The sequence below is a fragment of the Sedimentitalea arenosa genome, assembly GCF_016428585.1.
Lineage (GTDB): Bacteria > Pseudomonadota > Alphaproteobacteria > Rhodobacterales > Rhodobacteraceae > Sedimentitalea > Sedimentitalea arenosa.
The window spans coordinates 105,025-122,450 of sequence record NZ_JAELVR010000011.1 but is presented as its reverse complement, the minus strand read 5'-3'; the positions used below and the strand labels follow the sequence as shown (position 1 = coordinate 122,450).

The 17,426-nt window shown below is 65.9% G+C and carries 16 protein-coding genes; 6 read left to right on the top strand and 10 right to left on the bottom strand.

All coding sequences use genetic code 11. From position 1 onward, the window contains the following. Positions 1-12: 12 nt before the first annotated feature. The gene (locus tag JF290_RS16040; protein ID WP_199025911.1) at positions 13-2,595 is read left to right on the top strand and encodes a TIGR02302 family protein; all 2,583 of its coding nucleotides are present in this window, start codon (positions 13-15) and stop codon (positions 2,593-2,595) included. Between the two features lie 12 nt (positions 2,596-2,607). Here the strand turns inward: JF290_RS16040 and JF290_RS16035 are convergent, their stop codons facing one another. Beyond that, on the bottom strand, positions 2,608-3,294 hold the full coding sequence (locus JF290_RS16035; RefSeq protein ID WP_199025910.1) for a zinc-ribbon domain-containing protein: 687 nt from the start codon (positions 3,292-3,294) through the stop codon (positions 2,608-2,610). Between the two features lie 189 nt (positions 3,295-3,483). On the opposite strand from JF290_RS16035, the gene JF290_RS16030 reads away from it, so the two are divergent. The 4 genes from JF290_RS16030 to JF290_RS16015 are packed head-to-tail and all read left to right on the top strand — an operon-like array spanning position 3,484 to position 6,386. Next, positions 3,484-4,161, top strand: a complete 678-nt coding sequence (locus JF290_RS16030) for a cell division ATP-binding protein FtsE (RefSeq protein WP_199025909.1) — start codon at positions 3,484-3,486, stop codon at positions 4,159-4,161. Next, positions 4,158-5,057 carry a cell division protein FtsX gene (locus JF290_RS16025; RefSeq protein WP_199025908.1) on the top strand — a complete coding sequence of 300 codons (900 nt, stop codon included), beginning with the start codon at positions 4,158-4,160 and terminating at the stop codon, positions 5,055-5,057. The genes JF290_RS16030 and JF290_RS16025 overlap by 4 nt, the downstream gene beginning before the upstream one ends. Then, positions 5,057-5,797 (top strand): lysophospholipid acyltransferase family protein, encoded by a 741-nt coding sequence (locus tag JF290_RS16020; RefSeq protein WP_199025994.1) that lies wholly within the window; start codon positions 5,057-5,059, stop codon positions 5,795-5,797. Before JF290_RS16025 ends, JF290_RS16020 begins: the two co-directional genes overlap by 1 nt. Continuing rightward, complete coding sequence (locus tag JF290_RS16015; protein ID WP_199025907.1) at positions 5,784-6,386, top strand: pyridoxamine 5'-phosphate oxidase family protein; 603 nt, start codon at positions 5,784-5,786, stop codon at positions 6,384-6,386. The genes JF290_RS16020 and JF290_RS16015 overlap by 14 nt, the downstream gene beginning before the upstream one ends. Positions 6,387-6,392: 6 nt before the next feature. Here JF290_RS16015 and JF290_RS16010 read toward each other — a convergent pair whose 3' ends face one another. After that, positions 6,393-6,986 carry an NAD(P)H-dependent oxidoreductase gene (locus JF290_RS16010; RefSeq protein ID WP_199025906.1) on the bottom strand — a complete coding sequence of 198 codons (594 nt, stop codon included), beginning with the start codon at positions 6,984-6,986 and terminating at the stop codon, positions 6,393-6,395. Positions 6,987-7,089: 103 nt separating this feature from the next. Here JF290_RS16010 and JF290_RS16005 point away from each other — a divergent pair, with 103 nt between their 5' ends. Next, complete coding sequence (locus JF290_RS16005; RefSeq protein WP_199025905.1) at positions 7,090-7,668, top strand: TetR/AcrR family transcriptional regulator; 579 nt, start codon at positions 7,090-7,092, stop codon at positions 7,666-7,668. A 17-nt stretch (positions 7,669-7,685) separates the two neighbouring features. On the opposite strand, the gene lpdA is transcribed toward JF290_RS16005, so the two are convergent. The 8 genes from lpdA to sucC all read right to left on the bottom strand — a co-directional run bounded on the left by lpdA (position 7,686) and on the right by sucC (position 17,357). Next, on the bottom strand, positions 7,686-9,074 hold the full coding sequence (lpdA, locus tag JF290_RS16000) for a dihydrolipoyl dehydrogenase (protein ID WP_199025904.1): 1,389 nt from the start codon (positions 9,072-9,074) through the stop codon (positions 7,686-7,688). Positions 9,075-9,236: 162 nt separating this feature from the next. Then, entirely contained in the window at positions 9,237-9,626 is a 390-nt protein-coding gene (locus tag JF290_RS15995) for an MAPEG family protein (RefSeq protein WP_199025903.1), read from the bottom strand. A 4-nt stretch (positions 9,627-9,630) separates the two neighbouring features. Beyond that, positions 9,631-10,134 (bottom strand): hypothetical protein, encoded by a 504-nt coding sequence (locus JF290_RS15990; RefSeq protein ID WP_199025902.1) that lies wholly within the window; start codon positions 10,132-10,134, stop codon positions 9,631-9,633. A gap of 13 nt (positions 10,135-10,147) precedes the next feature. Continuing rightward, complete coding sequence (gene odhB, locus JF290_RS15985) at positions 10,148-11,719, bottom strand: 2-oxoglutarate dehydrogenase complex dihydrolipoyllysine-residue succinyltransferase (protein WP_199025901.1); 1,572 nt, start codon at positions 11,717-11,719, stop codon at positions 10,148-10,150. Between the two features lie 3 nt (positions 11,720-11,722). Then, on the bottom strand, positions 11,723-14,680 hold the full coding sequence (locus tag JF290_RS15980) for a 2-oxoglutarate dehydrogenase E1 component (protein WP_199025900.1): 2,958 nt from the start codon (positions 14,678-14,680) through the stop codon (positions 11,723-11,725). Then, positions 14,677-15,219, bottom strand: coding sequence for a DUF805 domain-containing protein (locus JF290_RS15975; RefSeq protein WP_199025899.1), 543 nt, complete (start codon positions 15,217-15,219; stop codon positions 14,677-14,679). The genes JF290_RS15980 and JF290_RS15975 overlap by 4 nt, the downstream gene beginning before the upstream one ends. A 4-nt stretch (positions 15,220-15,223) precedes the next feature. Beyond that, a complete protein-coding gene (sucD, locus tag JF290_RS15970; RefSeq protein WP_199025898.1) occupies positions 15,224-16,105 on the bottom strand; it encodes a succinate--CoA ligase subunit alpha in 882 nt (293 codons plus the stop codon). Between the two features lie 58 nt (positions 16,106-16,163). Further along, on the bottom strand, positions 16,164-17,357 hold the full coding sequence (gene sucC, locus JF290_RS15965; RefSeq protein ID WP_199025897.1) for an ADP-forming succinate--CoA ligase subunit beta: 1,194 nt from the start codon (positions 17,355-17,357) through the stop codon (positions 16,164-16,166). Positions 17,358-17,426: the final 69 nt, after the last annotated feature.

The following is a 17,426-nucleotide window of genomic DNA, read 5'->3' as shown; positions in this document are numbered from 1 at the left end:
TCGGAGACCCTTATGGCCGAACCGACTGCCATCCCGCCTGTCCTGCACAAACTGCGTCTGCCGCTTTTCCTGACGCGTTGCGGCCTGCTGGCCGAACAGCTGCTGCGCGGGTTCTGGCCCCTGATCAGTGTGATCCTTCTGGCGGCGGCGCTTCTGATGCTGGGGGTGCAGGACCATCTGCCGATTGAGGCGGTCTGGGTCGGCACGGTGGTCTTCGCGCTTGCGGCTCTGGTCGCTGCGATCTCGGGTGTCAGACGCTTTGTCTGGCCAACGCGCCAGATGGCGCTTGCGCGGCTCGATGCGACCTTGCCCGGGCGACCGATTCAGGCTGTGATGGACCAGCAGGCCATCGGAACCGGCGATGAATCCTCGATGGCGGTTTGGCGTGCCCACCAGGCGCGCATGGCCGATCGGGCTGCCGCGGCGCAAGCGCCGGCGCCCGACCTGAAACTCGCCCGGCGCGATCCCTTCGCGCTGCGCTATGTGGCGCTTCTGGCGTTTCTCGTCGCGTTGCTGTTCGGGTCGATCTGGCGGGTAGGGTCGGTCGTGGATATGACCCCCGGTGGGGGCGACCTCGCCGGCGGACCGACATGGGAAGGGTGGGTCGAGCCACCGCGGTACACGGGCAAGCCGACCATCTACATGAAGGATATCGACAGCGCGGCGATAGAGGTGCCGGTCAACAGTCGTATCCTGCTGCGGTTCTATGGTGAAGTCGGCGACCTGACACTGGCCGAGACCGTATCGGGCCGTATCGGCGAATTGCCCCCCGCCTCGGACCCGGTGCAGGATTTCACCGTCACGCAGGATGGAGAACTGCGCATCGACGGTCCCGGCGGTCGCGCTTGGGACATCCGCGTTCTGTCAGACACGCCGCCGCAGATCACGGTCGCCGGCGTGCCCGAGGCCGAGGCGACCGGCGAAATGACCTTGCCCTTCACGGCGAGCGACGACTACGGCGTCGTCTCGGGCGAAGCAGTCATCGCCCTCGACCTCCCGGCGCTGACCCGCGAATATGGCCTCGCCACCGATCCCGATCCGCGAGAGCCTGTCGCTGTCCCGCTGCCGATGCCGATCGCGGGGGATCGGACGATGTTCACGGAGACGCTGATCGAGGATCTGTCCAAGCATCCCTGGGCCCATCTGCCAGTGACGGTCACCTTGTCCGCGACGGATTCGGCCGGCAACGTCACCGTGGGCGAGGCCCATGCGATGACTCTGCCGGCGCGGCGCTTCTTCGATCCGATGGCCGCCGCCGTGATCGAGATGCGGCGCGACCTGCTTTGGGCGCGGGCGAATGCGCCGCGCGTGGCTCAGGTGCTGCGGGCGATCTCGCACCGCCCGGACGAAGTGTTCCGTTCGGAAACCGCCTATCTGCGGCTCAGGGTGATCCTGCGCCGGCTGGAAAGCCTCGCGGAACGCGACCTGCTGGCCGTCGAGGCGCAGAACGAGATGGCGGAGGCGTTGTGGGATCTGGCGATCCTGCTGGAAGAGGGTGATCTCGGCGACGCGTTGGAGCGCCTGCGCCGCGCGCAGGAGCAGTTGAGCGAAGCGATGCGCAACGGCGCGTCCGATCAGGAGATCGCCGAACTGATGCAGGAGTTGCGGCGCGCCACCGATGACTACCTGCGTCAACTGTCCCGCCAGGCCCAGCAGCAAGGGCAACAGGGCGAGCAGGGACAGCAGCAGGCGCAGAACTCGATGCAGATGACGCAGGACGATCTGCAGCGCATGATGGATCGCATCCAGGAGTTGATGGAGCAGGGCCGCATGGCCGAGGCCGAACAGGCGCTGCAGGAACTGCAGCAAATGATGGAGAACATGCGCGTGACCCAGGGACAGGGCCAGGGCGGCCAGTCCCCGGGGCAGCAGGCGATGGAGGGACTGGCCGAGACACTGCGCGAGCAGCAAGGTCTCTCGGATCAGGCGTTCCGCGACCTGCAGGAACAGTTCAACCCGGGCGCGCAGGCCGGTGAAAACGAGGGCAACCAGGGCCGCAACGGTGGTCAGGGCCGTGGCGAGAGCCATGAGGGCCAGGGCCAGGGGCGCGCCGACGGCCAGGGCGAAGGCGCTCAGCCAGGTCAGCCGGGGCAGCCCGGCGGTCAGCAATCGCTGGCGGATCGGCAGCGCGCCCTGCGCGATGAGCTGTCTCGCCAGCAGGGCCAGATGCCGGGTGCGGGAACGCCGGAAGGCGACGCAGCGCGCGAGGCGCTGGACCGGGCCGGGCGCGCGATGGACGGGGCCGAAGAGTCCCTTCGGCAGGACGATTACGCCGGTGCGATCGACCGGCAATCCGAGGCGATGGAAGCGCTGCGCGAAGGTATGCGGGCGCTCGGCGAAGCAATGGCGCAGGAACAGCAGAACCAGCCGGGCCAGGGCACGACCGACGGAGACATGCGGGCGCAGAATCGTGATCCGCTGGGGCGCGACACCGGTTCCAACGGCTCGCTCGGGACTCCCGAGAACCTGTTGCAGGGCGAAGATGTCTATCGCCGCGCGCGGGAGTTGCTGGACGAGATCCGCCGCCGATCCGGCGATGGCGAACGGCCCGAGGTCGAGCTGGACTACCTTCAGAGGTTGCTGGAACGGTTCTGATCGCCTGCCTGACTATTCCGTCGGGGCGGGTTGGGGGGACTGCGGGCTGATCGTCGCGTCGAGCCACACCCGGCCCTGGTTCACCAGATCGACATAGCTGTCGAGCGTTGGCGCGAGTGCGGGCATTGCCGCCGAGATTTCGGCAGCGTTCGAATAGATCAGCACCAGCGCCATCGCCAGAAGGATGATCAGGCTGAACCCGCGCAGAAACCCGCTTTTGCGCGGCGCTTTCTCGGACGCATCGGACGGCTCCGCCGTCGTTGGGGCCTCGCCATGTGGGGTCGTGGTTGTCTCGCCGCCATCGCGTGTGGGGGCGGAAACGACAGGCTTGGTGGCACCATCATCGGCCGGCGTTTGGTCCAAGGCGGGCGCCGTGGCGGTGGGATCACGTTCCGCCGCCCGCAGGCGGGACTCGCGATCGGCTTCCGAGCGCAGGATTTCCGCGACCTCGGGATCGAGTTCCCGGCGCGGTGGAGTTTCCAGCGGATCGTTGTCTGCCTCGGGTTCGTCGTCCGTATCCTCGGCGGCAGCCGCGATCTCAGCCGCCGGAGCATCCGCCTGGGCGACCGAGGGATGATCGGGATGTGCATGGAACCACGTGGTGCCGCAGGCCGAGCATTGCACGTCGCGCCCTTCCGTGGGGATCACCTCATCCGGCACCTCGTACTGGGCACCGCATTTCGGGCATGTCAGACGCATTCTGCCCCTCCTGATCCGGGTGACTGCCTGCACCGGTCCTGATTGTTTTGCCGAACCATAGGGGGTCGCATCCCTTTCGCAAAGGCCCAATTTGACACCCGGCGGCGGCCTGCCACCGGGCCGGGCGAACGGCCATTGAAACTGATCTGTGTGTCAGGCAAAAGGCACGAGGATGGCAGAGGGTTGGCCGTGATCGAGCTTGAACAGGTGGGCTACAGCTATGGCGGCGGCGAACTGCTGAGCGACATCTCGGTGCGCCTTGCCCCGGGGTCGTTCCATTTCCTGACCGGGCCGTCGGGCTCGGGCAAGACCACGCTGATGAAGATCTGCTATGGTGCGCTGTTGCCCACGGCGGGCCGCGTCACCGCCTTTGATGCCGACCTGACCCAATTGGATCGCGACCAGATGGCATTGCTGCGGCGGCGCATCGGGGTCGTCCACCAGGATTGCCGTTTTCTCGATCACTTGCCGCTGGCCGACAATATCGCCCTGCCTCTGACCGTGTCGGGGCGGGACGTGACGCAGGAGAGCGAGAACCTCAGTGACCTGATGCACTGGGTCGGCCTGTCCGCCCGGGCCGATGCGCTGCCGCCGGAACTCTCGGGTGGCGAACGTCAGCGGGCGGCGCTGGCGCGGGCCGTCATCATGTCGCCCGACGTGATCCTCGCGGACGAGCCGACCGGCAATGTCGATTGGGAGATGTCGCAGCGCCTGCTGCGCCTGCTGGTTGAGCTGAACCGGATGGGCAAGACGGTGCTGATCGCCAGCCACGACCTCGCGCTGATCCGGGCCGCCAAGAGCCAGGTGCAGGCGCGCGTGCTGCGGATCTCGGACCGGCGGTTGCAACTGGCGGGGGCGGATCTGTGAGCAAGGGCAATATTCGCGCCTTTCTTGTCGGTGATGCGCAGGCCGACCGGGTGGTGCCGCCCAGTGGGATCACGGCGCAGCTGACCGTGTTCGTCGCGGGTGCGATGGCCTTCCTCGCGGTCTTTGCCCTGGCGCTGTCGCTGGCATCCGGGCGGCTGGCGGATCGCTGGGCCGACGAGTTGGCCCGCAGCGCGACGCTGCGCATCTCGGCCCCGCCCGAGCAGCTTGCCGCGCAGACCGAGTCCGCGCTGACCATCCTGCGGCAGACCCCGGGGGTCGCCAGTGCGGAGCCGCTGACCGCCGAGGAGCAGGCCGCGCTCCTGGAGCCCTGGTTCGGAGCCGAACTGCCGCTCGATGGCCTGCCGGTGCCGCAGCTGATCGATGTCGTCGCCGCCGATCCGGGGTACGACGCGGCCGGGCTGCGCCTGCGGCTGAGCGCCGAGGTGCCGGGCGCGGTGTTGGACGATCACGGCCGCTGGCGGGCGCCGCTGGTCGATGCGGCGCACGGCCTGCGGCGCATGGCGCTGATCTCGATCCTGCTGATCGCCGGCGCGACCGCCGCGATGATCACTCTGGCGGCCAATGCCTCTCTCGCGGCGAACGCGCAGGTGATCGAAGTACTGCGGCTGGTCGGGGCACGGGACCGCTATATTGCGCAGGCCTTCATCCGCCGGTTCACATTCCGTGCCCTGATCGGGGCGGGCGGCGGGATTGCGCTCGGCATGTCAGGAGTCGCGCTGTTGCCCGCGGCCAGCGAGGCCGGCGGCGTTCTGACCGGGCTGGGGTTCCGCGGGGCGGGCTGGCTGTTGCCGCTTTTGATCCCGATCCTTGCGGCGGCAGTGGCCTTTGGGGCGACCTGGGTCGCGGCGCATCGAAAACTGGAGCGATTGCAATGATCCGGGACGCTTTCCAATGGCTGCGCTCTCTGCTCTTCGTCGGGCAGATCTATGTGATGATGCCGATCGTGGGGCTGGTATTCGCGCCGTGGGCGCTGTTCAGCAAGCATGGGGCACGGGTTTGCTGCAAGACCTATTCCCGCTGGGTGTTCTGGTCAGCGCGCTGGATGGTCGGGATCCGCTGCGAGGTGCGCGGCACGCCGCCCCAGGGCGAGGCGCTGATCGCGGCGAAGCACCAGTCTTTTCTGGACATCATGATGATCTTCACCGCCTTGCCCACGGCGAAGTTCATCATGAAGAAGGAGATCCTGCGCACGCCCGTCATCGGTCAATATGCCAAGCTGCTGGACTGTGTTCCGGTCGACCGGGGCAAGCGCGGGGCGGCGATCGACAAGATGGTGCGAGACGTCAATGCAGGCCGGCAGGAGGCCGGACAGCTGGTGATCTATTCGCAGGGTACCCGCGTCGCGCCGGGGATGAAGGCCGATTACAAGGTCGGCACCGGCATCCTGTATGAACAGCTGGGCCAGACCTGCGTGCCGGTGGCGACGAATGTCGGGGTGCTGTGGCCGCGCAAGGGCATCATGCGCCGTCCCGGCGTCGCGGTGGTCGAGTTTCTCGAGCCGATGCCGCCGGGTTTGTCGCGGGTCGAGTTCATGAAGGAACTGGAACGCCGGGTCGAAACCCGGTCGGACGCACTGATGCGCGAAGCGGGGTTCGAGGCCGATGCAGTATCTTGAGGATATCGAGGCGCTGGAAGCGCTCTATGGCGAACCGGGCCAACCAGCGTTGCGCAAGGTCGCCGCGCGGATGACGCCGCTCTACCGGCGCTGGATCGCCGCCTCGCGCTTTTGCGTGCTGGTCACGGTCGGCACTGATGGCACCGATGGCAGCCCGCGTGGGGATGACGGCCCGGTGGTCGTCGAACTGGACCCGGGAACCCTGGCGATGCCCGACTGGCGCGGCAACAACCGGCTGGATTCCCTGCGCAATATCGTGACGGACGGGCGCGTGTCGTTGATGTTCATGGTGCCGGGGTCCGACACGGTCGTGCGGATCAACGGACGTGCGAAACTGACCACGGACGCGGAGTTGCGGAACCGTTTTACGAAGAAAGGGCGGCAACCGGCGACGGTGATCGTGATCCGCATCGGCGAGGTCTATACCCAATGCGCGCGGGCGGTGTTGCGCGCCGGTCTCTGGTCCCGTGATGACAGCGCCGGACTGCCGAGCGTAGGCGATATCCTGGCCGAGATGACCGATGGCGAAGAGGGCGGCGCGGCCTATGACACGGCCTGGGGTGCTCGCGCCGCCGAAACGCTCTGGTGAGCGACGTCACGCCGCGGCCGCGCCGATCCGTTCGACCTGTCCGATCCAACGCTCGACCATGCCCGGCTTGGGGTAGCTGGCGCCCGCGAAATAGGTGAAGCGGGTCGGCTTGAACCCGACGAAGCCCAGGATCTGCCCCCGCATCTGCCAGATCAGCGCGCGCCGATAGAGCAGGCGCATCACCCAGCCCGGCGTGTCCGAGGTGAGGATGACACGGGCCGAGCGTCCGGTCAGCATCGGCGAGGGCATCCCGGAAAGCGTGGTGTTGCGCGGATCGAATGCGCGCCCCGGCACGAAGGCGCGGTCGATCAATCCCTTCAGGCGCGCGGGCAGGCCGCCCCACCACATCGGTGAGGTCAGGACCAGGTGCTCGCTCCACTCGATATCCTCCATGACCTGCTCAAGCACAGGTTCCAGGGGTTTGAAATTCTCATAGTTTCCCTGACCGAAATCCTCATCGAAGACGAGTTCGGAGAGATGCGTGATCCGCACCTCGTGGCCCGCGTGGCGGGCCGCGTCGGCATAGCGTTCGGCGAATTCTCGCGACAGGCTGGTTTTCGCGGGGTGACCGTCGAGGACAAATATCTTCCTGGATGACATGTGATTCTCCATAAATTGACCGTGGTCACTTATTTGCGTCATAAAGTGACCGTGGTCAATTACAAAATTTGACCACGGTCAGAAAAACTGTCACAAGAGCTGCATGAGCAAACCAATTCAACAACGGACCCTGCGCACGCGCGCCAGGCTGCTGGAAGAGGCGGACGCCCTGGTGCGCGAGTCGGGGTACGAGGCGCTGAGGGTCGAGGACGTGGTGGCACGCGCCGGCGTGGCCAAGGGGACATTCTTTGCGCATTTCCGGGACAAGGACGCGTTGATGGAACTGCTGATCGGCGGCGAACTCGACACTTTGCTGGAACGCGCCGAGTCGGTGCCCGTGCCGCGGGATGTGGCCGGGATTTGCGCGCAGCTCATGCCGCTGCACAGTTTCATGACCTCGGAACGCTACGTGTTCGACGTGATCCTGCGCTATTCGGGAGCCGCTGCCGTGTCCGAGATCGGACCGATCGCGAAGAGTTTCGATCGGTACGTGACGCTGGTCGCGGGCTGGATCTCGGCCGGGTCCTATCGCCGGGACGTGGACGCGGAGTTGCTGGCCGAGGGGGTGCAGGCCTTTGCGGTCCAGTCGATGGCGCTGCAGTTCTGTGCCTTGCATGCGGCGCAGTCCTTCGAGGCGCGCCTGCAGACCTACCTGCGAGCGTGGTTGACCCCGGCGGTGTGATCCGCCGGGGCCAATGGTCAGCTGTGGATGGGGCCGTCGCCGCAGGCCAGGGCCGCCTCACGCACGGCCTCGGAATAGGTCGGGTGGGCGTGGCAGGTCAGGGCGATGTCTTCGGCGGCGGCGCCGAACTCCATCGCGACGCAGATCTCGTGGATCAGCTCACCCGCGCTGGGGCCGATGATATGCGCGCCGAGGATGCGGTCCGTCTCCTTGTCGGCGAGGATCTTGACGAAGCCGTCGGCGGCGAAATTGGCCTTGGCGCGGCCGTTGCCCATGAACATGAACTTGCCGACCTTGTAGTTACGGCCTTGTTCTTTCAGGGTTTGTTCGGTTTCGCCGACATTGGCGACCTCGGGGTGGGTGTAGATCACGCCGGGGATGACGCCGTAGTTCACATGCCCGTGCTTGCCGGCAACCTGTTCGGCGACGGCCATGCCTTCGTCCTCGGCCTTGTGGGCCAGCATGGGGCCGTCGATGCAGTCGCCGATGGCGTAGATGCCCTTGACGTTGGTCTGCCAGTCCTTGCCGACTTCGATCTGGCCGCGCTTGGAGAGGGTCACGCCGAGACCGTCGAGCCCGAGCCCGTCGGTATAGGGTTTGCGTCCGGTGGCGACCAGCACCACGTCGGCGTCGAGCACGTGTTCGCTGTCGTCCTTCCTGAGCTTGTAGTGTACCTTGGCCTTGGTTTTCAGGGTTTCGGTCTTCTGGACCGCCGCGCCCATGATGAATTCAAGCCCTTGTTTCTTCAGGATTCTCTGGAAGGTCTTCTGGACTTCCGAATCCATTCCGGGGGTAATGGCGTCGAGATATTCGATCACCGTGACCTCGGCGCCGAGACGGGAATAGACGCTGCCCAGTTCGAGGCCGATGACGCCGGCGCCGATCACCACGAGCTTCTTCGGCACCTTGCCCAGTTCCAGCGCGCCGGTGGAGGTGACGACGGTCTTTTCATCGACCTCGACGCCGGGCAGGGAGGCGGGTTCGGAGCCGGTGGCGATGATGATGCTCTTTGCCTCGTGCACGTCGTCGCCGACCTTGACCTTGCCCGTCTCGGGAATCGAGGCCCAGCCCTTGATCCAGTCTATCTTGTTCTTCTTGAACAGGAATTCGATGCCCTTGGTGTTCTGCCCGATGGTGTCGTCCTTGTAGGCGAGCATCTGTTTCCAGTCGACGGAGGGGCTTTTGCCCTTGAGGCCCATTGCGGCGAAATTGTGTTCGGCCTCGTGCAGCATGTGGCTGGCGTGCAGCAGCGCCTTGGAGGGGATGCAGCCGACGTTCAGACAGGTGCCGCCGAGCGTGTCGCGGCCCTCGACGCAGGCGGTTTTCAGGCCCAGCTGGGCGCAGCGGATGGCGCAGACATAGCCGCCGGGGCCGGAACCGATGATGATGACGTCGTAGTTAGCCATGGGAGTCTCCTGTGGGAATTCGGGCTGTGCCAAGCGTACACATGCCGTGCATATCGCGTACATACGCGGTGTGCAGCGAAAGCGATGGCGCGGGCCGGGACAGGGGCTCCGCCCCTCGGCGCGTGCGCGCCTCACCCCGGAGTATTTCCGCGAAGATGAAGATCATGCCAGCGCCGCCAGAAGCATGGTGACGGTGGCGAGGAAGCCGACACCCCAGATCAGCGAGCGCCAGGGGGTCAGGCCGAAGGCGTAGGCCGGGACGTAGAGCACGCGGGCGGCGAGGTAGGTCCAGGCGCAGGTTTGGGTGAGGGCGGTCGACTGGTCCGTGAGGGCGATGACCGTGCAGGCAATGGTGAAGAGGATGAGCCCTTCGAAATGGTTGGTCATCGCGCGCTGCAGGCGGCCCGCGGTGCCGGTGAGATGCACCGGTTCATCGCGGGGGCCGAGCGCGGTTTTCGTCCCGACCTGGAGGTTGGCCGTGACCGAGTAGGCCGCGAACTGGAGCACTTGCAGCAGGGCGGCGAGGGTGAGGGCGGTGAGTTCGGGGGTCACATCATTATCCTCCTGCAAATCCGCGCGCGGCAGCGCCGATGATCTGTCCGACAACCTCGCCGATGGCGGCCTTGCCGGCTTCCGCACCTGCAGCGCCGACTGCATTTGTCAGGCTGTTGCCAAGGTTTCCGGATATGCCGTCAGGAGATTTCCCCAGTATCGTCAGGGCCTTGGACGTCATCTGAAAAACATCGTCACCGTCGGAATCCGTGTCGCGAAAATGCAGCCCATTGATTTCCAGCCATCGCAAGATTTCCTGTAGGTAGCGCGAAGGAGGAACGTTGGATCCGCGAATGTAAGTCACTCCGGCCTCTTGCGGTATACCGGAAGGCAGGACCAGATCCTGATCAGGCGTCTCACAGAGTTCCTTGAATGCGTCGCCCAGCGTTCCGGCGGTGAACCACTGCCGGATAGGGAAATTGATGTAGAGATGGTTGAAGACCAGCGCCACCGTCAGGTTGAACGCTTCGATATGGGGTTCGTGAGCGGGGTCGGCTGGCCTTTCCATCTTCTTTCGGCTCTCAAAGATCCATCAGCAACCGGCGCGGATCCTCCAGTGCTTCCTTGACGCGGACGAGGAAGGTCACGGCGCCCTTGCCGTCGACGATGCGGTGGTCATAGCTCAGCGCCAGGTACATCATCGGGCGGATGACGACCTCTCCGTTGATCGCCATCGGGCGGTCCTGGATCTTGTGCATGCCCAAAATCCCCGATTGCGGCGGGTTCAGGATCGGGGAGGACATCAGCGAGCCGTAGACGCCGCCATTGGACAGGGTGAAGGTGCCGCCCTGCATTTCCGCCATCGAAAGCTTGCCGTCGCGCGCGCGGCGGCCCTTCTCGGCGATGGCCTTCTCGATCTCGGCGAAGGACATGCTGTCGGCATCGCGGATCACCGGCACGACGAGGCCGGTGGGGGTGCCGGCGGCGACGCCCATGTGGACGAAGTTCTTGTAGACGATGTCGGTGCCGTCGATCTCGGCATTGACCTCGGGCACCTCCTTCAGCGCGTGGCAGCAGGCCTTGGTGAAGAAGGACATGAAGCCGAGCCGCACGCCGTGCTTCTTCTCGAACTCGTCCTTGTACTGGCTGCGCAGGGCCATCACCTCGGTCATGTCCACCTCGTTGTAGGTGGTGAGCATGGCGGCGGTGTTCTGGCTGTCCTTCAGGCGCCGGGCGATGGTCTGGCGCAGGCGGGTCATCTTGACCCGCTCCTCGCGGGCGGCGTCCTCGGCCGGGACCGGGGCGCGGGGAGATTGGGCAGCAGGGGTGGGCGCGGTCGGCGAAGCCGCCGGGGCCTGCCCTGCGGCCGCGATGGCGCGGGCGACGTCGTCCTTCATGATGCGCCCGTCGCGTCCGGTGCCGGTGACCTGGTCGGCGGAGAGACCGGCCTCGGCCATCGCCTTCTTGGCGGAGGGCGCGTTTTCCACATCCGCACCTTCGCCGGCATCGGCGGCGGCGGGGGCCCTGGGGGCGGCGACGTCCTTGCCGCCCTCGGGCGGCGGCGTGGTGTCCGCGCCGGCGGCATCGCCCGAGGCGATGACCGCGAGCTTGCCGTTGGCCTGCACGGTCGCGCCCTCGGCGGCGACGATCTCGGTCAAGGTGCCCGCGGCGGGAGCCGGCACTTCGACGCTGACCTTGTCGGTCTCCAGTTCGCAGAGCATCTCGTCCTGGGCGACGCTGTCGCCGACCGCCTTGAACCAGGTGCTGACGGTGGCCTCGGAGACCGATTCCCCGAGCGTCGGCACCATCACGTCGATCGACTTGCCGCCGCCGCCCGCGTCGGACGTGCCGTCGCCCGAGTCCTCGGCCTGCTTGGCGGAGGGGCGCGGTTCGGGCGTGGTGGCGCCGGCATCGCCCGCTTCGGCGATGTTGGCGAGCAGCGCGTCGACGCCTACGGTCTCGCCCTCGGCGGCGACGATGTCGGCCAGCTTGCCGGCAACGGGGCTGGGCACTTCGACGGTGACCTTGTCGGTTTCCAGCTCACAGAGCATCTCGTCGACGGCGACGCTGTCTCCGGGCTGCTTGAACCAGGTGGCGACGGTCGCCTCGGTGACGGATTCGCCGAGCGTGGGGACGCGGACTTCGGTGGTCATGGTTCAGTTTCCTTCGATCGTCAGCGCGTCGTTCACGAGCGCTTCTTGTTGGGCTTTGTGTTGGCTGGCGAGGCCCGTGGCGGGCGAGGCCGAGGTGGCGCGGCCGACATAGACCGGCCGTTTGTGGCTGGCGTTGATCCGGCCGAGCACCCATTCGATGTTGGGCTCGATGAAGGTCCAGGCGCCCTGGTTCTTGGGCTCTTCCTGGCACCAGACGATTTCGGCCTGCTTGAAGCGTTCCAGTTCCTTGACCATCGAGATCGCCGGGAACGGATAGAACTGTTCGACCCGCAGCAGGTAGATGTCGTCAATGCCGCGGGCGTCGCGTTCCTCGAGCAGGTCGTAATAGACCTTGCCCGAGCACAGCACCACGCGTTTGATCTTGTCGTCGGCGACCAGCTTGGTGTCGGAATGGCCCTTTTCCGCGTCGTCCCAGAGCACGCGGTGGAAGCTCGACCCGGTGGTGAAATCCTCGGCATCCGACACGGCCAGCTTGTGGCGCAGCAGCGACTTCGGGGTCATCAGGATCAGCGGCTTGCGGAAGGAGCGGTGGATCTGGCGGCGCAGGATGTGGAAATAGTTCGCGGGCGTCGTGCAGTTGGCGACGATCCAGTTGTCCTGGCCGCACATCTGCAGGAAGCGTTCCAGCCGGGCGGAGGAGTGTTCCGGGCCCTGGCCCTCATAGCCGTGCGGCAGCAGGCAGACGAGGCCCGACATGCGCAGCCACTTGCTTTCGCCCGAGCTGATGAACTGGTCGAACATGATCTGCGCGCCGTTGGCGAAATCGCCGAACTGCGCTTCCCACAGCACCAGCGCGTTGGGTTCGGCCAGCGAGTAGCCGTATTCGAACCCGAGCACGGCGTATTCGCTGAGCATCGAGTCGATGACCTCGTAGTTGGACTGCCCGGCGCGGATGTTGTTGAGCGGGTAGTAGCGTTCCTCGGTGTCCTGGCTGATCAGGCCGGAGTGGCGCTGGCTGAAGGTGCCGCGGGTCGCGTCCTGCCCGGAGAGTCGGACCGGGTAGCCTTCGGTCAGAAGCGAGCCGAAGGCCAGCGCCTCGCCGGTGGCCCAGTCAAAGCCCTTGCCGGACTTGAACATCTCGCCGCGCGACTCGAGCAGGCGCGCCACCGTGCGGTGCAGCGGGAACCCGTCGGGCGCGCTGGTCAGGGCGGTGCCGATCTCGGACATGGTCTCGGGCTGGATGGCGGTTTCGCCGCGGACGTATTCCTCGCCCTCGCGGTTCAGGTGCGACCAGCGTCCGTCGAGCCAGTCGGCCTTGTTGGGCTTGTAGTCCTTGCCGGCCTCGAACTCCTCGTTCAGATGGGCCTGGAAGGCGGCCTTCATGTCCTCGATCTCGCCCTCGGGGATCAGGCCGTCCTTGACGAGGCGCTCGGTGTAGAGGCTGAGCGTCGTCTTGTGGGTCTTGATCCGCTTGTACATGATCGGGTTGGTGAACATCGGCTCGTCGCCTTCGTTGTGACCGAAGCGGCGATAGCAGAAGATGTCGATGACCACGTCCTTGTGGAATTTCTGGCGGAACTCGGTCGCCACCTTGGCGGCGTGCACCACCGCCTCGGGGTCGTCGCCGTTGACGTGGAAGATCGGCGCCTCGACCATCAGCGCGATATCGGTCGGGTAGGGCGAGGAGCGCGAGAAGTGGGGCGCGGTGGTGAAGCCGATCTGGTTGTTCACCACGATATGCATGGTGCCGCCGGTGCGATGGCCCTTGAGGCCCGACAGGCCGAAACATTCTGCCACGACGCCCTGGCCCGCGAAGGCCGCGTCGCCATGCAGCAGGATCGGCAGCACCGAGGTGCGCTGGGAATCGTTGTTCTGGTCCTGCTTGGCGCGGGCCTTGCCCAGCACGACCGGGTTGACCGCCTCGAGGTGGCTGGGGTTGGCGGTGAGCGACAGGTGTACCGAGTTGCCGTCGAATTCGCGGTCGCTGGAGGCGCCGAGGTGGTATTTCACGTCGCCCGAGCCGTCGACGTCCTCGGGCTTGAAGCTGCCGCCCTGGAATTCGTTGAAGATGGCGCGGTAGGGCTTGGCCATCACGTTGGCCAGCACCGACAGGCGGCCCCGGTGGGGCATGCCGATGATGATGTCCTTGACGCCGAGCGCGCCGCCGCGCTTGATGATCTGCTCCATCGCCGGGATCAGGCTTTCGCCGCCATCCAGGCCGAAGCGCTTGGTCCCCATGAACTTGACATGCAGGAACTTCTCGAAGCCCTCGGCCTCTACCATCTTGTTCAGGATCGCCTTGCGGCCTTCACGGGTGAAGTTGATTTCCTTGCCGAAGCCCTCGATCCGCTCCTTGAGCCAGCCGGCTTCCTCGGGGTTGGAAATGTGCATGTATTGCAGCGCGAAGGTGCCGCAATAGGTGCGTTTCACGATGTCCACGATCTGGCGCATCGATGCGACCTGCAGGCCGAGCACGTTGTCGATGAAGATCGGCCGGTCCATGTCGGCGTCGGAGAAGCCGTAGGTGCGGGGATCGAGTTCGGGATGCGGGGTCTCGTCGCGCATCCCCAGCGGGTCGAGATCGGCGACGAGATGGCCGCGGATCCGGTAGGCCCGGATCAGCATCAGGGCGCGGATGCTGTCGAGCACGGCGCGCTTGATCTGGTCTTCGGACAGCGCGACGCCGCTTTCGGCGGCCTTGGCGGCGATCTTGCCGCCGGCGGCCTTTGCCTCGGCGTCGGGCCATTCGCCGGTCAGCGCCGCGGTCAGGTCATCCGCGGGCACGAGCGGCCAATCGCGGCGCGCCCAGCTGGGGCCCTGCGCCTCGGCCTGGACGTCGCTTTCGGCATCGCCGAGGGCGCGGAAGAATTCGGCCCAGGCGTCATCGACCGCGTCCGGGTTGCCGGCATACTGGGCGTAGAGCTGTTCGAGATACTCGGCGTTGTGCCCCTGCATGAAGCTCGAGGCATGGAACTGGTCGTTGGGGGATTGGTCGGTCATGACGGAACCTCATGCGGGTTGGGGCCATAGGCATTTGGGCCGGGTTGGCTGGGCCGTGTCAGCCACCAGAGCATCAGAAGCGGCGAGATCAGCAGCAGGATCAGCGCCGGGATCGAGACCAGCAGGGTCGCACGGGTGAACAGCAGGTCCATCGTGCCGCCATGCTCGAACGAGCCGGCGATGCCGATGCCGAAGAGCAGCACCGCGCCGGCGCCGAGGATCAGCAGCAGCGGAAACAGCGCGTAGAGCCCGCTGCGCCCGCTGTCATGCATCCGCCGCCAGGCGACGGCGAGATGGGGCAGGAACAGCGCGAGGCCCGCGATCGATTGCAACGGCCCCTGCGTTTCGGCGGCGACGGCGGTGCCGGTCTCGGTGGTCACGCTGACCGCCTGACCGAAGAGGGCGAAGTCGATCAGGCCCGTCACCAGGCTGACGAGGATCATGAACAGCGCGAACCACCAGTATTCGGCGCGCGAGGCCCGACCCGAGAAGGTCACGTATTTCCGGAGACAGGTCTTGACCGACTGCGCAAAGCCCATGGCGTTATCCTATGGCTTCCAGGACCGCCTCGCCCAGGCTGGCGGGGCTTTCCGCGACGACGATGCCGGCGGATTTCATCGCTTCGATCTTGTCCTCGGCGCCGCCCTTGCCGCCGGCGACGATGGCGCCCGCGTGGCCCATGCGCCGGCCCGGAGGGGCGGTGCGCCCGGCGATGAAGCCGGCGGTCGGCTTCCAGCGGCCGCGCTTCTTCTCGTCGGCGAGGAACTGGGCGGCTTCTTCCTCGGCGGAGCCGCCGATTTCGCCGATCATGATGATGCTGTGGGTCTCGTCATCGGCCAGGAACCATTCCAGCACGTCGATATGTTCGGTGCCCTTGATCGGGTCGCCGCCGATGCCCACGCAGGTGGACTGGCCGAGGCCGACATCGGTGGTCTGCTTGACCGCCTCGTAGGTGAGCGTGCCCGAGCGGGAGACGACGCCGCAGGAGCCGCGCTTGTGGATGTGGCCGGGCATGATGCCGATCTTGCAGGCATCGGGCGTGATGACACCGGGGCAGTTGGGGCCGATCAGGCGGCTCTTGGAGCCTTCGAGCGCGCGCTTGACGCGCATCATGTCCAGAACCGGGATGCCTTCGGTGATGGCGACGATGACTTCCATCTCGGCGTCGATCGCCTCGAGGATGCTGTCGGCCGCGAAGGGGGGCGGCACGTAGATGACCGTGGCGTTGGCTTCGGTGGCGTGCTTGGCTTCGTGCACGGAATTGAACACCGGCAGGCCGATATGTTCCATGCCGCCTTTGCCCGGCGTCACGCCGCCGACCATCTTGGTGCCGTAGGCGATGGCCTGTTCGGTGTGGAAGGTGCCCTGCGAGCCGGTCAGGCCCTGGCAGATGACTTTGGTGTTTTCGTCGATGAGGACTGCCATCTTGGCGTTCTCCTTGAAATATTGCTTTGGGGAAGGTGGGTTGGCACCCACCCCAGGATCAGCCTTTGACGGCCTTCACGATTTTCTGCGCGCCGTCCTTGAGGTCGTCGGCGGCGATCACGTCGAGGCCGGAGGTGTTGATGATCTCCTTGCCCTTGTCGACATTGGTGCCTTCGAGCCGGACGACCAGCGGGACCTTGAGGCCGACTTCCTTGACCGCGGCGACCACGCCCTCGGCAATGACGTCGCAGCGCATGATGCCGCCGAAGATGTTGACCAGGATGCCCTTGACCTGCGGGTCCGAGGTGATGATCTTGAACGCCTCGGTGACCTTTTCCTTGGTCGCGCCGCCGCCCACGTCAAGGAAGTTGGCGGGCTCGGCGCCGTAGAGCTTGATGATGTCCATCGTCGCCATGGCGAGGCCCGCGCCGTTGACCATGCAGCCGATTTCGCCGTCCAGTGCGATATAGTTCAGGTCGAACTTGGAGGCTTCGAGCTCCTTGGGATCTTCCTCGGTGGTGTCGCGCAGTTCGGCGATTTCGGCGTGGCGGTAGACCGCGTTGCCGTCAAAGCCCATCTTGGCGTCGAGGCACTTGAGGTCGCCGCTGTCCGACACGATCAGCGGGTTGATCTCGAGCATCTCCATGTCCTTCTCGATGAACATGCGATAGAGCGTGCCCATCAGGCTGACGCATTGCTTCACCTGCTTGCCGGTCAGGCCGAGGTTGAAGGCGATGCGGCGGCCGTGGAAGGGCTGGTAGCCGGTGGCCGGATCAACGGAGAAGCTGAGGATCTTCTCGGGGGTGCTGGCGGCGACCTCCTCGATGTCCATACCGCCCTCGGTCGAGCAGACGAAGCTGACGCGGCTGGTCTGGCGGTCGACCAAGAGGGCGAGATACATCTCGGTCTCGATGCCGCTGCCGTCTTCGATATAGATGCGGTTGACTTGCTTGCCGGCGGGGCCGGTCTGGTGGGTGACGAGGGTGCGGCCCAGCATCTTGCGGGCTTCCTCGGCGGCTTCCTCGACCGACTTGGTCAGGCGCACGCCGCCCTTGTCGCCGGCATCGCTCTCCTTGAACTTGCCCTTGCCGCGGCCGCCGGCGTGGATCTGTGCCTTGACCACCCAGACGGGTCCGTCCATTTCTCCGGCGGCGGTCTTGGCTTCCTCGGCGCGGAGAACCACGCGTCCGTCGGAAACCGGAGCACCGTAGCTGCGCAGGAGCGCTTTGGCCTGATATTCGTGGATGTTCATCGAATGCTGTCCCGTCTTGCTGCGATTGGAGCGCGTATACGCTCCACTTTACATAGCCGATAAACGAAA

Bases quoted from the DNA above. Each gene is read 5' to 3' on its own strand.
- sucC (WP_199025897.1), bottom strand. From the start codon at position 17,357: ATGAACATCCACGAATATCAGGCCAAAGCGCTCCTGCGCAGCTACGGT.
- sucD (WP_199025898.1), bottom strand. From the start codon at position 16,105: ATGGCAGTCCTCATCGACGAAAACACCAAAGTCATCTGCCAGGGCCTG.
- JF290_RS16005 (WP_199025905.1), top strand. From the start codon at position 7,090: ATGAGCAAACCAATTCAACAACGGACCCTGCGCACGCGCGCCAGGCTG.
- lpdA (WP_199025904.1), bottom strand. From the start codon at position 9,074: ATGGCTAACTACGACGTCATCATCATCGGTTCCGGCCCCGGCGGCTAT.
- JF290_RS16040 (WP_199025911.1), top strand. From the start codon at position 13: ATGGCCGAACCGACTGCCATCCCGCCTGTCCTGCACAAACTGCGTCTG.
- JF290_RS16015 (WP_199025907.1), top strand. From the start codon at position 5,784: ATGCAGTATCTTGAGGATATCGAGGCGCTGGAAGCGCTCTATGGCGAA.
- JF290_RS15980 (WP_199025900.1), bottom strand. From the start codon at position 14,680: ATGACCGACCAATCCCCCAACGACCAGTTCCATGCCTCGAGCTTCATG.
- JF290_RS15990 (WP_199025902.1), bottom strand. From the start codon at position 10,134: ATGGAAAGGCCAGCCGACCCCGCTCACGAACCCCATATCGAAGCGTTC.
- odhB (WP_199025901.1), bottom strand. From the start codon at position 11,719: ATGACCACCGAAGTCCGCGTCCCCACGCTCGGCGAATCCGTCACCGAG.
- JF290_RS16035 (WP_199025910.1), bottom strand. From the start codon at position 3,294: ATGCGTCTGACATGCCCGAAATGCGGTGCCCAGTACGAGGTGCCGGAT.
- JF290_RS15975 (WP_199025899.1), bottom strand. From the start codon at position 15,219: ATGGGCTTTGCGCAGTCGGTCAAGACCTGTCTCCGGAAATACGTGACC.
- JF290_RS16010 (WP_199025906.1), bottom strand. From the start codon at position 6,986: ATGTCATCCAGGAAGATATTTGTCCTCGACGGTCACCCCGCGAAAACC.